Source organism: Metabacillus sediminilitoris (assembly GCF_009720625.1).
Taxonomy (GTDB): domain Bacteria; phylum Bacillota; class Bacilli; order Bacillales; family Bacillaceae; genus Metabacillus; species Metabacillus sediminilitoris.
Genome location: NZ_CP046266.1, coordinates 1456838 through 1475731 on the forward strand (window position 1 = coordinate 1456838; position 18894 = coordinate 1475731).

Here is an 18894-nt window from a genome sequence, read left to right on the forward strand (position 1 = left end):
GCCGCTAGATTTTATTGGAGGTTTTGGACAATGAAAATAAAGTTAAACTGGGCACTAGTCGTGGTATTAGGTTTAACAGTTTATTTCTGGGCGAATTCCTATGAAGAAGCCTATGCTATGCATATTATGGAGGGGTTTTTACCCTTTTGGTGGGTCGTTTTTTGGTGGGTTATGACCATTCCTTTTTTGATCATTGGGATGAGAACTATTCAAAAGAGAGTAAAGGAACATCCTGAATTAAAAACAATGCTTGGTCTTTCTGGAGCATTTGCGTTCGTCTTATCCGCCTTAAAGCTTCCTTCGGTAACAGGAAGCTCTTCCCATCCAACAGGTGTTGGTTTAGGAGCTATTTTGTTTGGGCCAACGGCGATGAGTGTTTTAGGTACAATCGTCCTATTATTCCAATCGTTGTTGTTAGCTCATGGTGGGTTGACAACATTAGGAGCAAATGCTTTTTCAATGGCAGTTGTCGGACCATTCATTGCATATGGAATATTTATTTTAGGGCGTAAACTGAATGTATCATTCGCTGTTTCGGTTTTTCTAGCTGCTATGTTAGGTGATTTAGGCACATACATCGTTACCTCTGTTCAATTAGCACTTGCTTTCCCTGCTGATGTAGGAGGCTTTTTTGCTTCCTTTGCTAAGTTTGCCGGTATCTTTGGACTAACACAAATACCATTAGCAATCAGTGAAGGTTTATTAACGGTCATCGTTATGAACTTGCTATTAAAGTACAATATGCCAGATTTGCATCACCTGCCTACAATGAAGGAGGCTAGTTAAATGAAAAACCTTTTTTTACTTTTATTCGTTATTTTATTGGCGATTATTCCTTTGTTTCTTCAAGGGAATGCTGAATTTGCCGGAGCAGATGGCCAGGCAAAGGGAATGATAGGAGAACTAGCACCTAACTATGAACCTTGGTTTTCATCCTTTTGGGAGCCGCCGAGTGGTGAGATTGAAAGTCTCTTATTCTCTTTACAAGCTGCCATAGGTGCCGTTTTTATTGGATATGTAATTGGTTTTGGTCGAGCAAGAAAAAAGTATCAGTCCAAAGACTGAGATAGAGGGACGCTATGATAAGAATTGATGATTACGCCTATACAAATGCACTAAAACATATACATCCAGCTGAAAAGGTTGCGTTCGCTTTATCTTTTTTACTTTTTACCATTATCACGAAAAATTTAATGATTGCTGCCCTTACATTTGTTGTCATGAGTTTCACTATTGTAATAGCTGCCAAAATCCCTGTATCTCACTATATAAAGCTACTACTTTTGCCAGCTATTTTTCTTTTTACTAGTATCATCGCCATTATCGTTACAATTACTCCATTAAATGAGGTGCACGTAGAACCATTATGGTCTACGAACATTCTTTCGTGGCAACTTTATATAAGTTTAGCGAGTGTAAAAAAGGTTTCCCATCTTGGGGCAACCGTACTTGCAAGCGTGAGCTGCTTATACTTTCTTATTTTAACAACATCTCTAAACCAACTAATGTGGGTATTACAAAAAATAAAACTACCTGTTCTCTTTATTGAATTAGTAGGGCTAACATACCGTTTTATCTTTGTACTTATAAATAAAATGCAGGAAATCTATCTAGCACAGTCTAACAGACTAGGTTACCAGAATTTTCAAATATGTATGACATCATGTGCACAACTCATTGTTAGTCTCTTTATCAAGTCGATCCAGTCTGCTAGAGAATTGCAGATTGCCATGGAAAGTCGCGGGGGAGACGAGGGATTATACGATATTGAGATTACGATATCTTACAATAGATATCGTTGTACAGGTATTCTGTTCTCTTTAGCAGTACTTTTTACCATCACCCTGCTAACTTAACTCCTATATTGAATATAGAAATGGGGTATTAGCCTTGAAAACACCAATTTTTTCCTTCGAAGATGTTACCTATAAATATGCAGATGGTACAGTCGCATTGAAGGATATTACGTTTTCAATTGAACGTGGGAAAAAAATCGTTCTAATAGGAAACAATGGAGCTGGAAAATCAACACTCTTTCTCCTTCTAAATGGAATCATTAAGCCTGCAAAAGGCACGATTTTATTTCATGGAAAAAATCTGTCTTATTCAAGAAAAGAAATACGAAAGCTGCGTCAACAGGTTGGGATTGTGTTTCAAAATCCTGACTCTCAGCTATTTTCTTCAAGTGTATATGAAGATATTCGATTTGGCCCTAAAAATTTAGGTTTATCTCCAGAACGTGTACAGCAAACCGTCGAAGAAGTAATGAAACGAACTGAAACAGAATCTTTAAGGGATAAACCGCCTCATTTCCTCAGTATTGGCCAAAAAAAGAGGGTTTCTATTGCAGGGATTTTGGCTATGGATCCCGAGCTAATGGTTTTAGACGAACCTACAGCAGGACTTGATCCTTACTACTCCAAAAAAATAATGGATTTACTAGCCGAGATACACCATAAAGACCGAACCATTATTGTTTCTACACATAATGTTGATTTAGCTTACGAATGGGCAGACGAAGTGATCGTCTTGAATGATGGAGAAATGATTACAAAAGGTTCACCGTGGGAAGTCTTTCAACAAAAAGATATGATAAAGCATAATCACTTAGAGCTACCATGGGTAGTGGAGGTCTATAATATACTTGTGAAAACATCAGCTCTCTCTGGCGCAACATATTATCCCGCATCTAAAACAGAGTTATTTAAAATCATCAATAAGTATCTATTAAACAAATAATCTTAATAAGGTCAGTTCCTTCTTAAGTGAAGACTGCCCTATCTTTTTAGCATGACAGGGTTTTAATACGAATTAATAATTTATGAGCTTGTTCAGCCCATTTGATAGAATGAATATCATTTTGTTTATATAAATCCAAAGTCCCATCTACCATTTTTATACCAAGTATAATGGCAAATGTCATGGAGAAAACCTGCCTTTGCAGCACTATCAACGTCCACTTTGACTCCAATATAGGTAAAAGATAATAGACGATTATCTAACATAAATGAGGTGCTAAGATTAGAAAAGCGCCTTTTTATTACTTGATCATTATCATAAAATAATAAGATTCGAGACAAATAACTTGCAATAAAAGGATATAAAGGATGATAATATTACCTAAATTCTTTAAATTTTGAGAATTCAAACTCATGTAATATGAGTGCGCTATTAATCTATCTTACATAGATATAATTATTTTTTTATTTATTGTGGAAAAATTTTACATTTAAAAGGAGAAGGAAGATTTGACTAAAACAATGATCAAAGCACCTTTTAGAGCAGACCATGTTGGAAGTTTTTTAAGGCCTGAACGTTTAAAAAAGGCGAGATTACAAAAACAAAACGGTGAACTGACGGCTGAACAGCTGCGTTCAATAGAAGATGAAGAAATTATTCGTCTTGTTGAGAAGCAGAAAGAAGTAGGTTTACAAGCAGTGACAGATGGGGAATTAAGACGGGCATGGTGGCATTTCGATTTCCTTGGCGGCCTGATTGGAGCAGAATTTTATGAAACGGAAAATGGGCTTAAATTTCACGGGGTAGAAACGAGAGCACATGGAGTAAGAGTGACTGGAAAACTTGATTTTGGTAAGCACCCATTTGTAGAGGATTACAAATTCCTACATTCCATTGCTGGTGATCATGTGGCAAAATTTACGATCCCGAGTCCAAATATGTTAATTGCTAGAGCACAGGTTGATAAGCAGGTATATCCAAATCAAGAAGAATTAGTGGATGATTTGATTTGTGCCTACCAAAAAGCGATTAAAGCATTTTATGATGAAGGTTGCCGTTACTTACAATTAGACGATACATCGTGGGCATCTTTATTCTCTGAAGAAAGCAGACAAAAACTAAAAGAAAATGGACAAGATCCTAAAGAATTGGTACAGCTCTATGCGAAAGTGATTAATGATTCGATCGCGGACAAGCCTGAAGATATGGTCATTACAATGCATATTTGTCGCGGTAATTTTAAATCAACGTATACTTCAAGCGGTGGCTATGATCACGCATCTGAGGTGATTTTTGGCGGATTAAATGTAGATAGGTTATTCCTTGAGTTTGATGATGAACGTTCAGGTGGATTTGAACCATTACGCCATATCAATAGAAGTAATCTGCAAATCGTTTTAGGTTTAATTACATCTAAATTTGGCGACCTTGAGAATCCTGATTTAATTAAAGCAAGAATTAAAGAGGCAAGTAAATATGTTAGCTTAGATCAACTTTGCTTAAGTCCACAATGCGGTTTTTCATCAACTGAAGAAGGAAATCTTTTAACGGAAGAGCAGCAATGGGATAAAGTGAGACATGTTATCAAGATTGCACAAGATGTTTGGAGTTAATGAAAAAAAGAGCAGGGTTTTGAAGAGACCCCCGAAAGTTAGAGTTTTATATTAAGCAACTAATTGGCTGGTATGGATACGGTATTGAACCGGACTCATGCCTGCCAATTTTTGTTTTATACGCTTATTATTATAATAATTGATATATCTCTCAATTTTCTGTTTTAATTCCTCAAATGTGCATAGTGCTTCTCCATAATACATTTCTTGTTTCATTAATCCAAAAAAGTTCTCCATCGGTGAATTATCTAAACAATTTCCTTTTCGTGACATACTCTGGAAAACTTTATTTTCCTTGAGTTTTTTCACCCATTTTTTATGTTGATAATGCCAGCCTTGATCAGAATGCATAGTAGTTCTGTATTTTGAATTTTTCACAATTTCTAGTGTTTCTTCTAGAGGTTCTAGGACTAAATCTAGTGTTGGGTGACTACTTATCCCATAAGATAGAATTTCGCTATTGAACATATCCATGAATGGATTAAAAAAAAGTTTTCCATCAGAACACTTAAATTCTGTGATATCTGTTGTTATTTTTTGATGGCATACATTTGTGCGAAAACGGCGATTAATAAGGTTCTTGGCGACAGTTCCAATATTCCCTTTGTAAGAACTATACTTGCGTGATTTTCGTGTAAACTTATTTCCTTTGAGTCCGAGTTTCTTCATAATTCGTTGAACCTTTTTGTGATTTACTTTTAATTGACGGTTTTTCAATTCTAAATGAATACGTCGGTAACCGTAATTGCCGTCATGGTCCTCGAATATGGATTGAATACATTCTTCAAGATTTTGATCGGGATTCTCTTCCTTCATTCGCTTTATATGATAGTGATACGAAGATTCAGGAATATCAACTATCTGTAGAACATCTTTTAATCGGAATTTTTCTTTGAGTTCGAATGATAACGCTGCTTGTGCTTTTCTAGATAGCTTTCCGGATCCATCTGAAAAGCTTGTAACTTTTTTAAGTATTCTACCTCTAAGCGAAGAAGTTCATTTTCTTTCTCCAATTTTTGTTCGTACGTCATTTCTTTTTCTTCTGCAGGAATTTTACTTTTTTGGTTCTTGGATTTATCAGACATGGGCGGTCTCCCTTTCGCTCTATCCAGGGCTTCAGTGCCACCTTCCAAAAAAGCTTTCTTCCATGAAGCTATTATTGGAGGATTTGTTAACCCAAATTGAAGGGCAGTTTCCGTCTCTGAAGAACCTGTACTATTCATAAAGCTTAATACATCCAGCTTGAATTGAACAGGATATGTTTCCTTATACTTCTTCCTCATCAACCCATCTATCCCAAATTTCTCGTATACTTTTACCCACCGCTTAATTGGAGAACTGCTTTTTATATTATGTTTCTTTGCCAAAAGGTCATATCCTAATTTCCCTTCTAGATACTCTTTTACGAGCATTAACTTAAATTGCTCACTATATTTAGTCATAAAAATACACCCCAAATGTTAGATTTCACTCTAACTTTTGGGGTGCATTACAGTTTTCTGCTCTTTTTTTTGCAAGAAGAATTATTTCTAGTTTTCAATGTTTTTGTAAGTCCTTATTTTGAACAGCCTATTGGGGTAGCAAGGAACGATTAGGATCACCTGTTATGACAATTGACTCATCTCCACAAATTAATTTTACCTGAAAATATGTCAATAATATCCTAGTAAAATCCTTCAAATTCCTCTCGAAGTGTAAAAGTGTATTGCTGTAAAGTGAAAATAAATTACAAAAAAATACATAATATTACGTAAATATTCCACATTTTACAATAAATTAACATTTACTAAATATTAACTTAGTAAAATAGTACCTGTATCGAAAACAAATTGGGAGGTAATAGAATGAAGGTTTCAATTAACCATGCTAAAAGAGCTTTATTCTTTTTTATAGCTTTTTTATTGATGGTTACACCTGTTTTGACGGGAATTGGTCCAGTTGTAAAAGCAGTAGAATCACAGGCAGAGGATTTATTCTTCTCAGAATATATTGAAGGATCTAGCAATAATAAGGCAATTGAGATTTATAATGGAACTGGTAGTGCAGTAGACTTAAGTGGCTATGTTGTAGAACTTTATTCCAATAGTTCAACAACTGTAGGACAGAGCTTAAGTTTAGAAGGTACATTAGAAAACAACGATGTTTATGTTATAGGAAACTCTCAAGCTGGAGATGCAGTAAAATCTAAAGCAGATAAAACAAGTGCTGTTACTAATTTTAACGGTGATGATGCAGTTGTTTTAAAGAAAAATAATGTGACCATCGATGTCATTCATACAGTAGGTACAACAGAAAAAATACTTGAAAATTTAACACTAGTAAAAAAATCTTCTATTACAAAAGGCACTCAAACTTTTAATCTAGCAGATTGGGAACAATCAGCTATCGACACATTCACAAACCTTGGTTCACATAAAATGGATGGTCAAGCAACAGAGGAACCACCAACTGAAGAACCTCCTACAGAAGAAATTGTAGTCAAATCTATCCAGGAAATTCGTCATACAGAAAACGTTGATGTCGCGGTAGAAGGTATCGTAACAGCCATTTTCGTTGCCGGCGGACAAGCAAATGTTTACATACAAGATGATACAGCAGGAATTATTGTAAGAGCAGCTGGGCTTGAAAACAAAGTAAAAATTGGAGATAAAGTTAAAGCAGAAGGAAAAACAGAACAATACTATGATATGGCACAAATTACAGCAACAGTTGACAAAGTAACGATTGTAGCTGAAAATGCTGGAGCTCCATCCCCTCAAGTGATTGCTTCGACTGATTTAGCAGAAGCAGTTGAGGGGGAACTTGTAACGGTAAAAAATTTCACAGTTGAGTCTGTTAATAATTATGGCGAGCATACTGCTGCTGATGAAAAAGGTTCATTTATTATTGACTCAGATTTAGTAGAGGTTGATAAAAACTATGACCAAATTACTGGAGTAGTAGAATATGCTTTTAACACATTTAGAATTATACCAAGAAATACAGCTGATGTTGTGGAAGATAGCAGTAAAGTTGCCTCTATAACAGCTAATCCAGAAGCTGGGATGGTTGCCTTGGGAACAAAGGTTCAACTTTCTACGTCAACGGAAAATGCAAAAATCTATTATACAACTGATGGTACTGAACCAACAACTGGTTCAACAGTTTATGATCAACCTATTGAAATTTTAGAAAAAGTTACAATAAAAGCGATCGCTGTTAAAGAAGGCTTAAATAATAGCGATGTGGCAACACTCACATATGAAATCGGCAAAGATCTTGATAAATTAGAAATTCACGACATTCAAGGTGAAAGCCATACATCACCATATAAAGAAAAAACAGTAGCGAACATTGACGGAATTGTCACGCATATTGACGGATCAAATGTTTATATTCAAGAACCAAATCCAGATAATAATTCAAAAACGTCAGAGGGTCTGCTTGTTTATAAAAGAAATCATGGCGCAAAAATAGGCGACTTAATTAAAGTATCAGGTAAAGTAAAGGAATATTATTTAGATGGATATGCTGAAAAAGCATCTACAGATTTAGCTTTTACAGAAATTAATGCAACAAGTGTAGAAGTAGTTTCAAATGGAAATGAGCTTCCTGAACCGATTACGCTTGGGAAAGATGGTCTTGTTATTCCAACGCAGATTATCGATAATGATTCTTTTGGGGAATTTGATCCTAAAGAAGATGCGATTGACTTTTATGAAAGTATAGAAGGGATGCGTGTTCAGTTAAACAACCCAACTGTTGTTGGACCGCAAGAATACGGAGATGTTGCCGTAGTTGTTGATAATGGTACTGAACAATTTAAAACACAAATTGGCGGCTATAAACTAACGAAAAATGATCCAAATCCTGAAATCCTTTATGTGAAATCAGACGAGAATTTCGTCGCAAAAGTAGGCGATTCATTTGATGGTTCAATTGCAGGCGTATTAAGCTACGATTATGGAACATACAAAATTTATCGTGATACGAAGGAAAATTTACCGAGCCTAAAAGATGGCGGTTTAACTCCTGCAAATACTTCGATAGAAAAAGATGATGAAAAGCTTACTGTCGCAACTTATAATATGGAGAACTTTTCAGCAAAAACAGATGCTGCAAAAGTTGAAAAAATTGCAAAATCAATCATCGAGAATTTAAAGACTCCTGATATTGTTGGACTAGTTGAGGTCCAAGATAATGATGGTCAAACAGATAGCGGTACAACGAATGCAGATGAAACTTACAAAGTATTAGTTGATAAAATTAAAGAACTTGGCGGTCCAAGCTATGAATTTACAGACATCGCACCAGAGGATAAAAAAGATGGTGGAGCACCGGGTGGAAATATTCGTGTCGGTTATATTTACAATCCTGACCGTGTCACGTTAGCAGAAGGTGACATGGGTACTGCAACAGAAGCGGTAGATTACGAGAATGGCAGTTTAACATTAAATCCAGGTCGTATTGCACCAGATCAGTTCCCTGACACTCGTAAATCATTAGCTGCTGAGTTTGAATTTAATGGGGAAGAAGTTATCGTCATTAACAATCATTTAAATTCAAAAACAGGTGATTCACCATTATTTGGACAATCACAACCACCTGTTTTAGGCAGTGAAGCAGAACGAATTAAATTAGCAACAGAAATCAATAAATTTGTTAAAAACATCCTTGCTGATAACAACGATGCTAATATTATCGTTCTTGGCGATATGAATGATTTCGAATTTTCTAAACCTCTTGAAGCACTAAAAGGTTCTGAGCTTGTTAATATGGTTGATCAATTACCAGAAGAAGAGCGCTGGACATACAACTATCGAGGAAATTCACAAACACTTGATCATATTTTAGTAAATAATCGTCTTGCTACATCAACAGAAGTAGATATAGTAAATATCAACTCTGCATTCATGGAACAGCACGGAAGAGCAAGTGACCATGATCCAGTTCTAATCCAGGTTGATGTAACGAAAGTTCCTGAAACAAAAACGATCGACATCTTACACACAAATGATGTACATGCTCGCTATGATACTTCAAGTGGTGGGATAGGCTATGCTAAACTTGCAACATTAGTGAAGCAATTTAAAGCTAAAAATGAGCACTCTTTAGTATTAGATATGGGAGACACTTTCCATGGCACAACATTTGCTACGTTAGAAGAAGGTAGCAGTATTGTCCAAATCATGAACAAAATTGGCTATAATGCGATGACACTCGGAAACCATGACTTTAACTATGGTTACGAACGTATTTTTGAATTGGAAGAAATAGCAGATTTTCCAGTACTAAGCGCAAACATCATCAATGAAGAAACTGGTGAATTAGTTTATGATCCGTATACAGTTGTAGAAGTAGATGGATTAAAAATAGGGATGTTCGGTTTATCAACTCCAGAAACCTATTACAAAACACATCCTAAAAATGTAGAAGGCCTAAAATTCACAGACCCTGTTGAAGCGGCACAAGAAATGGTTGAAGAGTTAGAAGCACAAGATGTTGATGCGATTATTGCATTGTCACATTTAGGAACAGATGCATCAAGTGAAGATACAAGTTTCGATGTAGCTGAAGGTGTACATGGAATCGATTTAATCATCGACGGTCATAGTCATACTGAAGATGAGGTTGAAATGAACGGTACATTAATTGTAAGTACTGGAGAATACTTGGAAAATCTAGGTAATGTAGAATTAACATTTGATGAAGATGATGAATTAATTAGTCGTAAGGCAACATTAATCCCGGCAGAAGAAACAGTTGAAGTCGTACCAGATCCAGAAATTGAAGCATTAATCGCTGATATTAAAACACAGCAGAATGAGATTTTAGCTGAAGAAATTGGAGAAACAAAAGTACATCTTGATGGAGAACGTGCACAAGTTCGTACAGGTGAAACAAATCTAGGGAACTTGATCACAGATGCAATGTTAGAGACAACAGGTGCAGAAATAGCAATCACAAATGGCGGCGGAATTCGTGCTTCAATTAATGAAGGTACAATTACAAAAGGTGAAGTGATCACTGTTCTACCATTCGGTAACTTCATCCAAACGCAAGAAGTAAAAGGATCAGCCATAAAAGCAGCATTAGAAAACGGAGTTAGTGCATACCCTGAAGCAAAAGGTGCATTCCCGCATATTGCTGGATTTACATTTGCGATCGATCCATCTAAACCGGCTGGTGAACGCGTTCATTCAATGGAAATCAATGGTGAACCAATGGATATGGAAGCAACTTATACATTGGCGACAAATGATTTCTTAGCAGCAGGTGGAGATGAGTATACTTCTCTAGCTGAATATCCAGTAACTGGTGATTTTGCAGCACTTGATGAAGCTGTTATGGAATTCATTAAAAAACGCAGTACTATAGAACCAAAAGTAGAAGGTCGTATTGTTACAGCCGCTACACCTGAAGAACCAAAAACAAAAACAATCGACATCTTACACACAAATGATGTACATGCTCGTTATGACACTTCAAATGGTGGAATTGGCTATGCTAAATTAGCAACATTAGTGAAACAATTCAAAGCTGAAAATGAACATTCTTTAGTTTTAGATATGGGAGATACATTCCATGGCACAACATTTGCAACATTAGAAGAAGGTAGCAGTATCGTCCAAATCATGAATAAAATTGGCTATAATGCGATGACACTCGGAAACCATGACTTTAATTATGGTTACGAACGTATTTTTGAATTAGAAGAAATCGCAGATTTCCCAATACTAAGTGCAAACATTATTAATGAAGAAACTGGAGAACTAGTATTTGATCCTTACACAATTGTTGAAGTAGATGGATTAGAAATAGGTATGTTCGGATTATCAACTCCAGAAACACATTACAAAACACATCCTAAAAACGTAGAAGGCTTAACATTCACAAACCCTGTAGAAGCTGCAGAGGAAATGGTTGAAGAGCTAGAAGCAAAAGATGTTGATGCCATTATCGCATTGTCACATTTAGGAACTGATGCATCAAGTATAGATACAAGTTTTGATGTAGCCGAAGGTGTTCCAGGAATCGATTTAATTATCGATGGTCATAGTCATACAGAAGATGAGATTGAAATGAACGGTACATTAATTGTAAGTACTGGTGAATATTTAGAAAATCTAGGTAATGTAGAATTAACATTTGATGAAAATGATGAGCTAATTAGTCGTGATGCAGCATTAATCAGAACAGAAGAAACAGCTGAAGTAGTACCTGATCCAGAAATTGAAGCATTAATCGCGGACATTAAAACACAACAAAATGTTATTTTAGCTGAAGAAATAGGAGAAACAAAAGTACATTTAGATGGAGAACGTGAGCAAGTTCGTACAGGTGAAACAAATTTAGGGAACCTGATCACAGACGCAATGTTAGAAACAACTGGTGCAGAAATTGCGATCACAAATGGCGGCGGTATTCGTGCGTCAATTAACGAGGGTGTTATTACCAAGGGTGAAGTAATCACAGTGCTGCCATTCGGTAATTTCATTCAAACGCAAGAAGTTAAGGGATCAGCAATAAAAGCTTCATTAGAAAATGGAGTTAGCTCATACCCAGAAGCAAAAGGGGCATTCCCACATATTGCTGGGTTCACATTTGCGATCGATCCATCGAAACCAGCTGGTGAACGAGTACATTCCATGGAAATCAACGGTGAACCAATGGATATGGAAGCAACATATACATTAGCGACAAATGATTTCTTAGCAGCGGGTGGAGATGAGTACACTTCTCTAGCTGAATATCCAATTACAGGTGATTTCGCAGCGCTTGATGAAGCAGTAATGGAATACATTAAAAAACGCGGAACAATTGTACCTAAAATAGAAGGTCGCATTGTCTCAGCACCAACACCTATAGAAAATCCAGATGATAACAATAACGGAAATAACGGAAATAACGGAAATAACGGAAACAATGGCAATAACGGAAACAATGGCAACAACGGAAACAACGGAAACAACGGCAATAACGGCAATAACAGCAATAATGATCAAGAAGTAATCAAAAAAGAAATCAAAGTTAAAGTTAAAGCTGGAAAAGCATTGATTAACACAAATGATCTGCAATCCATTAAAAATAATGGAACGTTGGTTATAAATGTTGGAAATGCACATGAATTTGAACTAAATCTTACAAGCGAGCAGATTGCGACTGCGAAAGAAAAAGAGTTAGTATTGCAGGTAGTAAACAAAGATATGAAACTATCAATACCATCAGCGAATTTACCTGATGGTAACGCAACAATTCAAATTGAGCGTATAAAGGATATTCATAATGCCCTAAGTGGAGTATATGATTTTACAATTACGTCTAACGAGGTTGAATATCATCAATTTGACCAAGAAATGACGATGGAATTCGTTGTAAAGGGAAATGTTAAAAATAGTAAAAATGTAAAAGTATATTATTACAATGAAGAAACAAAAAAATGGGAAGTCATTGGCGGTACGTATAACGATGGTCGTGTAACAGCAACTACTGACCACTTTAGTTCTTATGCAGTGTTTGAAATTACTTCAGAAGATACGATTGAAACATTTTCAGCACCAGAAGCAGGATATAAGCTGCCAAATACTGCTACAGCATCGTATAACCTAGTATTAATTGGATTAATCGTTATTGTTGCAGGAGGAGCAGTAGCTCTTATTGTTTCTCGACAAAGAAAAGGAAAAAGCATCCTGCAAGAAAATTAATAATTGATATGAAGTAATAAAAAATAGTGTCAGGGAATCCCTGGCACTATTTAAAATTTAAATAGAAATACAAAGGTATATTAGAGCATAGCACGGTATCGCATTAATTCATTTTCAATTTCTGCTAGCTTTGCATCTAATTTTTCAATTGAATGTCCTGTTGATTCCAGTTTTTCAATATCCCCTTGAACTTTGATATATTCCATTTTTAAGTCGTCTATTTTTACGTGAATTTCTCTCGCATCCATTGGAATTCCCCTTTCTATTTAGAAAAGTTGTCTCATCATAGTTTAGCAAATCATCACCTAAAAAGGCACTATTTTTCATTTGCATACTGATTTTTCATAAAGCTATGACTTTCTTAACAAATTGACAGGTTAAAATACTTGTGGTAAATTTAGTTTGAATTCAAAATATCTTAATCAGAGATATTTTATTAAAATCGTACAAAAAAGAGTATATTTGACATTGAAATCAACACATTTTATTAATAGATACTCGAATGGAGGAAGGATAAATGAACCATTTAAAAGGAATTCACCACGTTACAGCGATCACAAGTAGTGCAGAAAAGAACTATGAATTTTTCACATATGTTTTAGGTATGCGCTTAGTGAAAAAGACTGTTAACCAGGACGATATACAAACATATCACTTGTTTTTTGCGGATGACACAGGAAGTGCAGGTACAGATATGACTTTCTTTGACTTTCCAGGCATTCCGAAAGGAGTACATGGAACAAACGAGATTTTTAAAACTTCCTTCCGTGTACCAAGTGATGCAGCTATCGAATATTGGGAAAAACGATTTGATCGATTAGAAGTCAACCATACAGGTATTAAAGAACAATTTGGTAAAAAAACACTTTCTTTTGTTGATTTTGATGATCAGCAGTATCAATTAATATCTGATGAAAACAATGAGGGTGTTGCATCAGGGAAACCTTGGCAAAACGGGCCTATTCCATTAGAATATGCAATCACTGGACTAGGACCAATTTTTATTCGTATTGCAGAATTTGATTATTTTAAAGAAATGATGGAAAAGGTATTGTTATTTAAAGAAATTGCGAAAGAGGGTTCATTTCATTTATTTGAAGTTGGTGAAGGTGGTAATGGTGCTCAAGTAGTTGTCGAATATAATACGATTTTACCTCAAGCGCGTCAAGGCTTCGGTACAGTCCATCATACAGCATTCCGTGTGGAGGACAGAGATGTGTTGGATGAATGGACAAAACGTATAGAAAGCTTTGGATTCCAGACTTCTGGCTATGTGAATCGCCACTTTTTCGAATCTTTATATGCTAGAGTAGCACCGCAAATTTTATTTGAATTTGCAACAGATGGACCAGGATTTATGGGAGATGAACCATATGAAACACTTGGTGAAAAATTATCTTTACCTCCGTTTTTAGAACCAAAACGTGAAGTCATTGAAAAATTAGTACGTCCGATTGATACGGTTAGAAGTACAAAAGAATTTGTCAAAGAATAATCGCTAGAAAGAAATATAAATAGTATTGTACATCATTAAGCGCAACCATTTTATGGATTGCGCTTAATTGTGTATTATATAATCGTTCCTATTCGTCATCCCTATTTCCGATATCACATAAAATAAAATCTTCGTAATTTCTTCAATTATAGGAAAAATCGAGGAGATTCCGCCTTTAATGGTCATGTTCAAGCTTAGAGGTGAAGAGAAAAAGAATCGTACTGAATTTTTAAACGTCGTGTCGTATCACTCATGCAAGTAATAGGAAGTTATTTGATTGTATCTATTGCGGCCAGATTTATGATGTCGTTACTTGTTGCAATCGGTCTAGGATCTGTCCGGTCGTCTGTTTTAAATGGGAGATTGATTTTGGTACATTTCGATTATTTGCCGGCAATGTGGGTAATGATCAGTTTAGCTGTACAGCTTGTCAGTCTTGCACCAAAACAAACTGGTTTGACATGGATTTATTTAACTTTTTCATTCGTAGTCAATATATAGGTGGATTATTTCAATTTCCTGAGCGGGTCGGTAAACTATCACCATTTGGGCATTTTCCGAAGCTTCCCTTGGAGTTAATGGATTTTACGTAGGTTTCCACTTTAACAGTCATTGCACTTGTCCTCACTGTTATCAGCTTTATTGGGTTTAAAAATCGAAGTATTCACGTGATCATATCCTTAAAACGTAAAAGAACCATTCTCATCATAGCTAGTTAGAGAATGGTTCTTTCGGTGTTTTTTATCCATGCGTTTTAATACTTCTTTTTTTGATTTCGTTTGACGGCTACACGGATTGAGTTCTCCCCAGCTTCCACGTCTGATTGTGACATCCATTTTTCCTTCGCGGACCTGCTTTTCGCGCATTTTTTTTGCTTTTGTTTTGGCCACTGTCCCACACTCCTCAGATTAGTTATCATTCGTTTCCTTATTATATGACCATTTAGATGAAGTGTAAAAAGAAAAAATTGGTCTTATAGCCATTTTTTATATTAATACATAAATAACCATTAAAAGAAATGATTGACTGATAGGAATTGTGGTGCTATTCTACTACTTAAGATTAATTTGTTTATTAACCAAACTAATACTTTTGCTGTTATTTTGATCAATTTTGTAAGTGATTACAATGCTAGGATAAAAATGAAGCTTATTACTTAAAATGAAAACGCTCTATTAATGCAATTACATTTATTCATCGCAATGCAATGGGGATATTAACGAAGAAAAAGGCAGAAAATAATGAGGAAGCTTATACAAAGCAATTAATTGATGAATTAGAAAAAGTTTATCAATGAATGAAAACTATGGAATATCTGGTAATGCATATTTACCAGGAAATACTGAACTGGAAAAAATGATTAATAAAGTTTTAGAATTAAAGAATACTCAAGTAAGAGAACAGTTTCTCTTGAATAGTGAATTAATTGAATTTGTTACACATATGGATTATGTGAAAGATATGGTAGATAGCATTATTTTGCAAAGCTCAGTAGAAGAAGTGGCTGCTAGCAGTGAAGAGATGAGCGATACAATTGAAGAAATAGCCACATATGTACAAACTTCTTTAAACACAACAAATGAAGCGGTATCTATATCGACAGGGTCTATTGAGACGATAAATGAAGCGTTTAAATATATAAATAAGTCATTTGATGAGATTAAGATCGTTCAGGATAAAATGCAGAAGGTTGTTGATGGCACTAAAGAGATTGATACAGTTGTTAATATAATTAACGAAGTGGCAGAGCAGACGAATCTATTATCATTAAATGCTAGTATTGAAGCAGCCAGATCCGGAGAAGCAGGCAGGGGTTTTGCAGTTGTAGCTAAGGAAATAAAGAAACTGGCAGAAAACACAAAAGATTCCGCGAACTTTATTCGAGATATGGTAAGGAAGCTTAGAGAAGGTGTTTCTGAAGAATCGATTACTGAAGCTGTCCATGTGTTTACGAAAGGAAAGGAACATATTAATCAAGCAGTCGTTTCCATGGATCAGATGGATGATTCATTGGAAGGTATTGGTTCTGTATTCGAAAGTATATCTGCGAATGTGGAGCAACAATCTGCAACAACAGAAGAAGTAACAGCAAGAATAAGTGAAATCAACTATCAGACACTAGCGTTAAGAGAAGTTTGTATGAAAACAGGTCAAGGAATTTATACAATTAGTACTTTAGCGGAAAAACTATGAAATAAAGCACTTCCATATTTTAAAGATTTTAAGGGGAATCAAATGTTAATCCCAGTAGCTGCTGAACATTTATTATGGAAGTGGAAAGCCTATAATGTAGTATGTGGCTTTGTAAAATTGGATGAACATAGTATTGGGGAACATACATCTTGTACACTCGGTAAATACTTAGAAGAGATAAAACGTTCGAATCCTTCTCATGAACTAATAGCGAAAGTATATGAACCACATAAAAAAGGTTCATACACTTTCGAAAGAAGTCATCCGTCTAGTGAATAGTGGAAATAGAAGTAATATAGACAATTATTTAAGAGAATTAGATGTTGCTACAGAGGCGTTATTGATTGGACTAAAAGAAATGAAAATAGAGTAAATTTGTAGAATTTTTCTCTTAGTTGAGAAAATATTAATCTTAATGATAATAATAAAAATTTCATCAATAACAATGAAATAGCTATTGATGAATTTAGGCCATGAGATTTTCTCTTGGTCTCCTTTATTTTCTGATGGATATGATCTCAATGTCGAATGAAAGAAAATCGCGAAAAAATAAATGTAAGAAACAGTAAAAATTAATTTGTTGATGGTATAATCTAATGGTTAATAGTGTTAATTTGGAGGTTACCATGAATCAGCTTCAATTAATAAAAGAAATACAGTCCTTACGGGAGTATTTATACATAATAGGGAAAGACACTAGTATTTATTCAAATGGAGAGGTTTTGAAAGTAAGTCAAGAGTTAGATCAAAAGCTCATCATTTATCAAAAATTAATGGTCATGGATGGTAACAACTCCATGGGGAATGGTCTTAACAACGAAGAAGTTAAAAAAAATCATTCATTAGATACATATATAAATTTTTCTCAATAAAAATTTACTGTGACAAAATACAACCTTCTATATAATTAGTATATAATTCATCAGAAACAGCTTAAGAGATTAGGGTGGTAGAATTGGAAGATAAAATAGTTGTAACTGGTTATGGGGTAAAAGTCCCGAAAACAAATAGTGTTCAACAATTCATGCATAATTTAAAAGATGGGGTTTGTTGTTTAAAAGCTGTAACAAATCTTTCACCCGATGGTGAGAAAACAATTATTGGGTATATCGATGAAGGTTTAGAAGAATTTGAGTTTGATAAAAAGTATAAACGATTACCGAGGGCTTCACTGCTCGGAATGGCTGCTGGAAGGGAAGCATTAAATCAAGCTGGTTTGCTTAATCTGTCACATGAAAAAACAGGTCTTTTTATGGGGATTTCAGTAGGTGCAATAGGTGAAAAGGTATTCCAGGAGTCTATTATTCATGTAAATCAAGAACATTATAGAAATATCCCGATTACTTTTTCACATTACTCTAATTATCATAGTATTACTGCTGCAATAACTTACGATTTAGGGATTAAAGGAATGACGAAAACAATCTCAACTGGATGCACGTCAAGTTTAGAAGCGATTCAGGATGCCATGGTTTATTTAAAGAGTGGTATGATTGATGTGGCTATTGTCGGCGGTACAGATAGTCTTGTAAACAAAATGGCTACATATGGTTTTGCAAAAACAAAGTCAATCGCAATGAATCAAGGCTTAGATGACGGTGCAGCACCATTTAATCAAAATAGTAAAGGATTTGCTATTTCAGAAGGTTCTGGCATGATCATTTTAGAGAGAGAAGAAACAGCATTAAATAGAAATGCTACTATATTAGGTGAAATAGAGAATGTCGTCTCAAATAATGATGGGGTTTCTATTTATTCTATTGATGAATCGGGAGATCAAATGGTCCGTGCTTTAAAAGAAGTCATTAGAGAAAGAAAGCCGGATTTTATTAATAGTCAGGCATTGGGCATACAAGTGAATGATAGAATAGAGGAACGTTGTTCAAACGAATTATTTAATCATCATGTACCATATACTTCCATTAAAGGTATGATTGGGAATCCATATGGAGCAATCGGAGTATTGCAAGTTATTTCATCTTTGATTAGTATAAAACATGGATTCATTCCTCCAACGATCCGTACAAAAAAACAAGGCTTTGAAGCGATGAATATTGTAACAGAAACGTTGTTTCAAGAGGTAAATGAAGTAGCCATAACAAATCATGGTCATGGCGGCAATAATGCTTGTGCATATATAAAAAGATACCAACATAGTAGGTGACATAAA

16 protein-coding genes and 1 pseudogene are annotated in these 18894 nt (G+C 35.2%); 12 read left to right on the forward strand and 5 right to left on the reverse strand.

Annotation, left to right across the window (positions count from 1 at the left end; all coding sequences use genetic code 11):
- Positions 1–30 precede the first annotated feature (30 nt).
- From GMB29_RS07100 to GMB29_RS07115, 4 genes are read left to right on the forward strand one after another with little or no spacing between them, the layout of a single operon-like run.
- Positions 31–786, forward strand: coding sequence for an energy-coupling factor ABC transporter permease (locus tag GMB29_RS07100; protein ID WP_136355646.1), 756 nt, complete (start codon positions 31–33; stop codon positions 784–786).
- Entirely contained in the window at positions 787–1065 is a 279-nt protein-coding gene (locus GMB29_RS07105) for an energy-coupling factor ABC transporter substrate-binding protein (protein ID WP_136355648.1), read from the forward strand.
- Between the two features lie 14 nt (positions 1066–1079).
- Positions 1080–1856, forward strand: coding sequence for a cobalt ECF transporter T component CbiQ (gene cbiQ, locus GMB29_RS07110; protein ID WP_136355650.1), 777 nt, complete (start codon positions 1080–1082; stop codon positions 1854–1856).
- Positions 1857–1890: 34 nt separating this feature from the next.
- Positions 1891–2739, forward strand: a complete 849-nt coding sequence (locus GMB29_RS07115; RefSeq protein ID WP_136355651.1) for an energy-coupling factor ABC transporter ATP-binding protein — start codon at positions 1891–1893, stop codon at positions 2737–2739.
- Between the two features lie 64 nt (positions 2740–2803).
- Here GMB29_RS07115 and GMB29_RS07120 read toward each other — a convergent pair.
- Positions 2804–2960 (reverse strand): annotated as a pseudogene (locus tag GMB29_RS07120) (HD domain-containing protein); the annotation flags it as partial.
- A gap of 288 nt (positions 2961–3248) precedes the next feature.
- Here GMB29_RS07120 and GMB29_RS07125 point away from each other — a divergent pair.
- Positions 3249–4352, forward strand: coding sequence for a 5-methyltetrahydropteroyltriglutamate--homocysteine S-methyltransferase (locus GMB29_RS07125; protein ID WP_227551564.1), 1104 nt, complete (start codon positions 3249–3251; stop codon positions 4350–4352).
- 51 nt (positions 4353–4403) lie between these two features.
- On the opposite strand, the gene GMB29_RS07130 is transcribed toward GMB29_RS07125, so the two are convergent.
- Together GMB29_RS07130 and GMB29_RS07135 are read right to left on the reverse strand one after the other, a co-directional pair.
- A complete protein-coding gene (locus GMB29_RS07130; RefSeq protein WP_155443847.1) occupies positions 4404–5327 on the reverse strand; it encodes an IS3 family transposase in 924 nt (307 codons plus the stop codon).
- Complete coding sequence (locus tag GMB29_RS07135; RefSeq protein ID WP_136359324.1) at positions 5228–5794, reverse strand: helix-turn-helix domain-containing protein; 567 nt, start codon at positions 5792–5794, stop codon at positions 5228–5230. The genes GMB29_RS07130 and GMB29_RS07135 overlap by 100 nt, the downstream gene beginning before the upstream one ends.
- A 402-nt stretch (positions 5795–6196) precedes the next feature.
- On the opposite strand from GMB29_RS07135, the gene GMB29_RS07140 reads away from it, so the two are divergent.
- Positions 6197–13036 carry a 5'-nucleotidase C-terminal domain-containing protein gene (locus GMB29_RS07140; protein WP_136359223.1) on the forward strand — a complete coding sequence of 2280 codons (6840 nt, stop codon included), beginning with the start codon at positions 6197–6199 and terminating at the stop codon, positions 13034–13036.
- A gap of 80 nt (positions 13037–13116) precedes the next feature.
- On the opposite strand, the gene GMB29_RS26920 is transcribed toward GMB29_RS07140, so the two are convergent.
- Positions 13117–13284 carry an SE1832 family protein gene (locus GMB29_RS26920; protein ID WP_168733995.1) on the reverse strand — a complete coding sequence of 56 codons (168 nt, stop codon included), beginning with the start codon at positions 13282–13284 and terminating at the stop codon, positions 13117–13119.
- A 269-nt stretch (positions 13285–13553) separates the two neighbouring features.
- Here GMB29_RS26920 and GMB29_RS07145 point away from each other — a divergent pair, with 269 nt between their 5' ends.
- Both GMB29_RS07145 and GMB29_RS07150 read left to right on the forward strand, forming a co-directional pair.
- Complete coding sequence (locus tag GMB29_RS07145) at positions 13554–14531, forward strand: ring-cleaving dioxygenase (protein WP_136359225.1); 978 nt, start codon at positions 13554–13556, stop codon at positions 14529–14531.
- Positions 14532–14804: 273 nt separating this feature from the next.
- Positions 14805–15032 (forward strand): hypothetical protein, encoded by a 228-nt coding sequence (locus GMB29_RS07150; RefSeq protein WP_155443848.1) that lies wholly within the window; start codon positions 14805–14807, stop codon positions 15030–15032.
- A gap of 179 nt (positions 15033–15211) precedes the next feature.
- Here GMB29_RS07150 and GMB29_RS07155 read toward each other — a convergent pair whose 3' ends face one another.
- Entirely contained in the window at positions 15212–15421 is a 210-nt protein-coding gene (locus GMB29_RS07155) for a hypothetical protein (protein WP_136359229.1), read from the reverse strand.
- A gap of 403 nt (positions 15422–15824) precedes the next feature.
- Here GMB29_RS07155 and GMB29_RS07160 point away from each other — a divergent pair, with 403 nt between their 5' ends.
- The 4 genes from GMB29_RS07160 to GMB29_RS07175 all read left to right on the forward strand — a co-directional run bounded on the left by GMB29_RS07160 (position 15825) and on the right by GMB29_RS07175 (position 18888).
- On the forward strand, positions 15825–16724 hold the full coding sequence (locus tag GMB29_RS07160) for a methyl-accepting chemotaxis protein (protein WP_136358996.1): 900 nt from the start codon (positions 15825–15827) through the stop codon (positions 16722–16724).
- 42 nt (positions 16725–16766) lie between these two features.
- Positions 16767–17003: a CZB domain-containing protein gene (locus GMB29_RS07165; RefSeq protein WP_136358994.1), complete on the forward strand. Its 237-nt coding sequence runs from the start codon at positions 16767–16769 to the stop codon at positions 17001–17003.
- A gap of 347 nt (positions 17004–17350) precedes the next feature.
- Positions 17351–17596 (forward strand): aspartyl-phosphate phosphatase Spo0E family protein, encoded by a 246-nt coding sequence (locus tag GMB29_RS07170; RefSeq protein WP_136358992.1) that lies wholly within the window; start codon positions 17351–17353, stop codon positions 17594–17596.
- An 83-nt stretch (positions 17597–17679) separates the two neighbouring features.
- Entirely contained in the window at positions 17680–18888 is a 1209-nt protein-coding gene (locus tag GMB29_RS07175; protein WP_227551567.1) for a beta-ketoacyl synthase N-terminal-like domain-containing protein, read from the forward strand.
- Positions 18889–18894 lie beyond the last annotated feature (6 nt).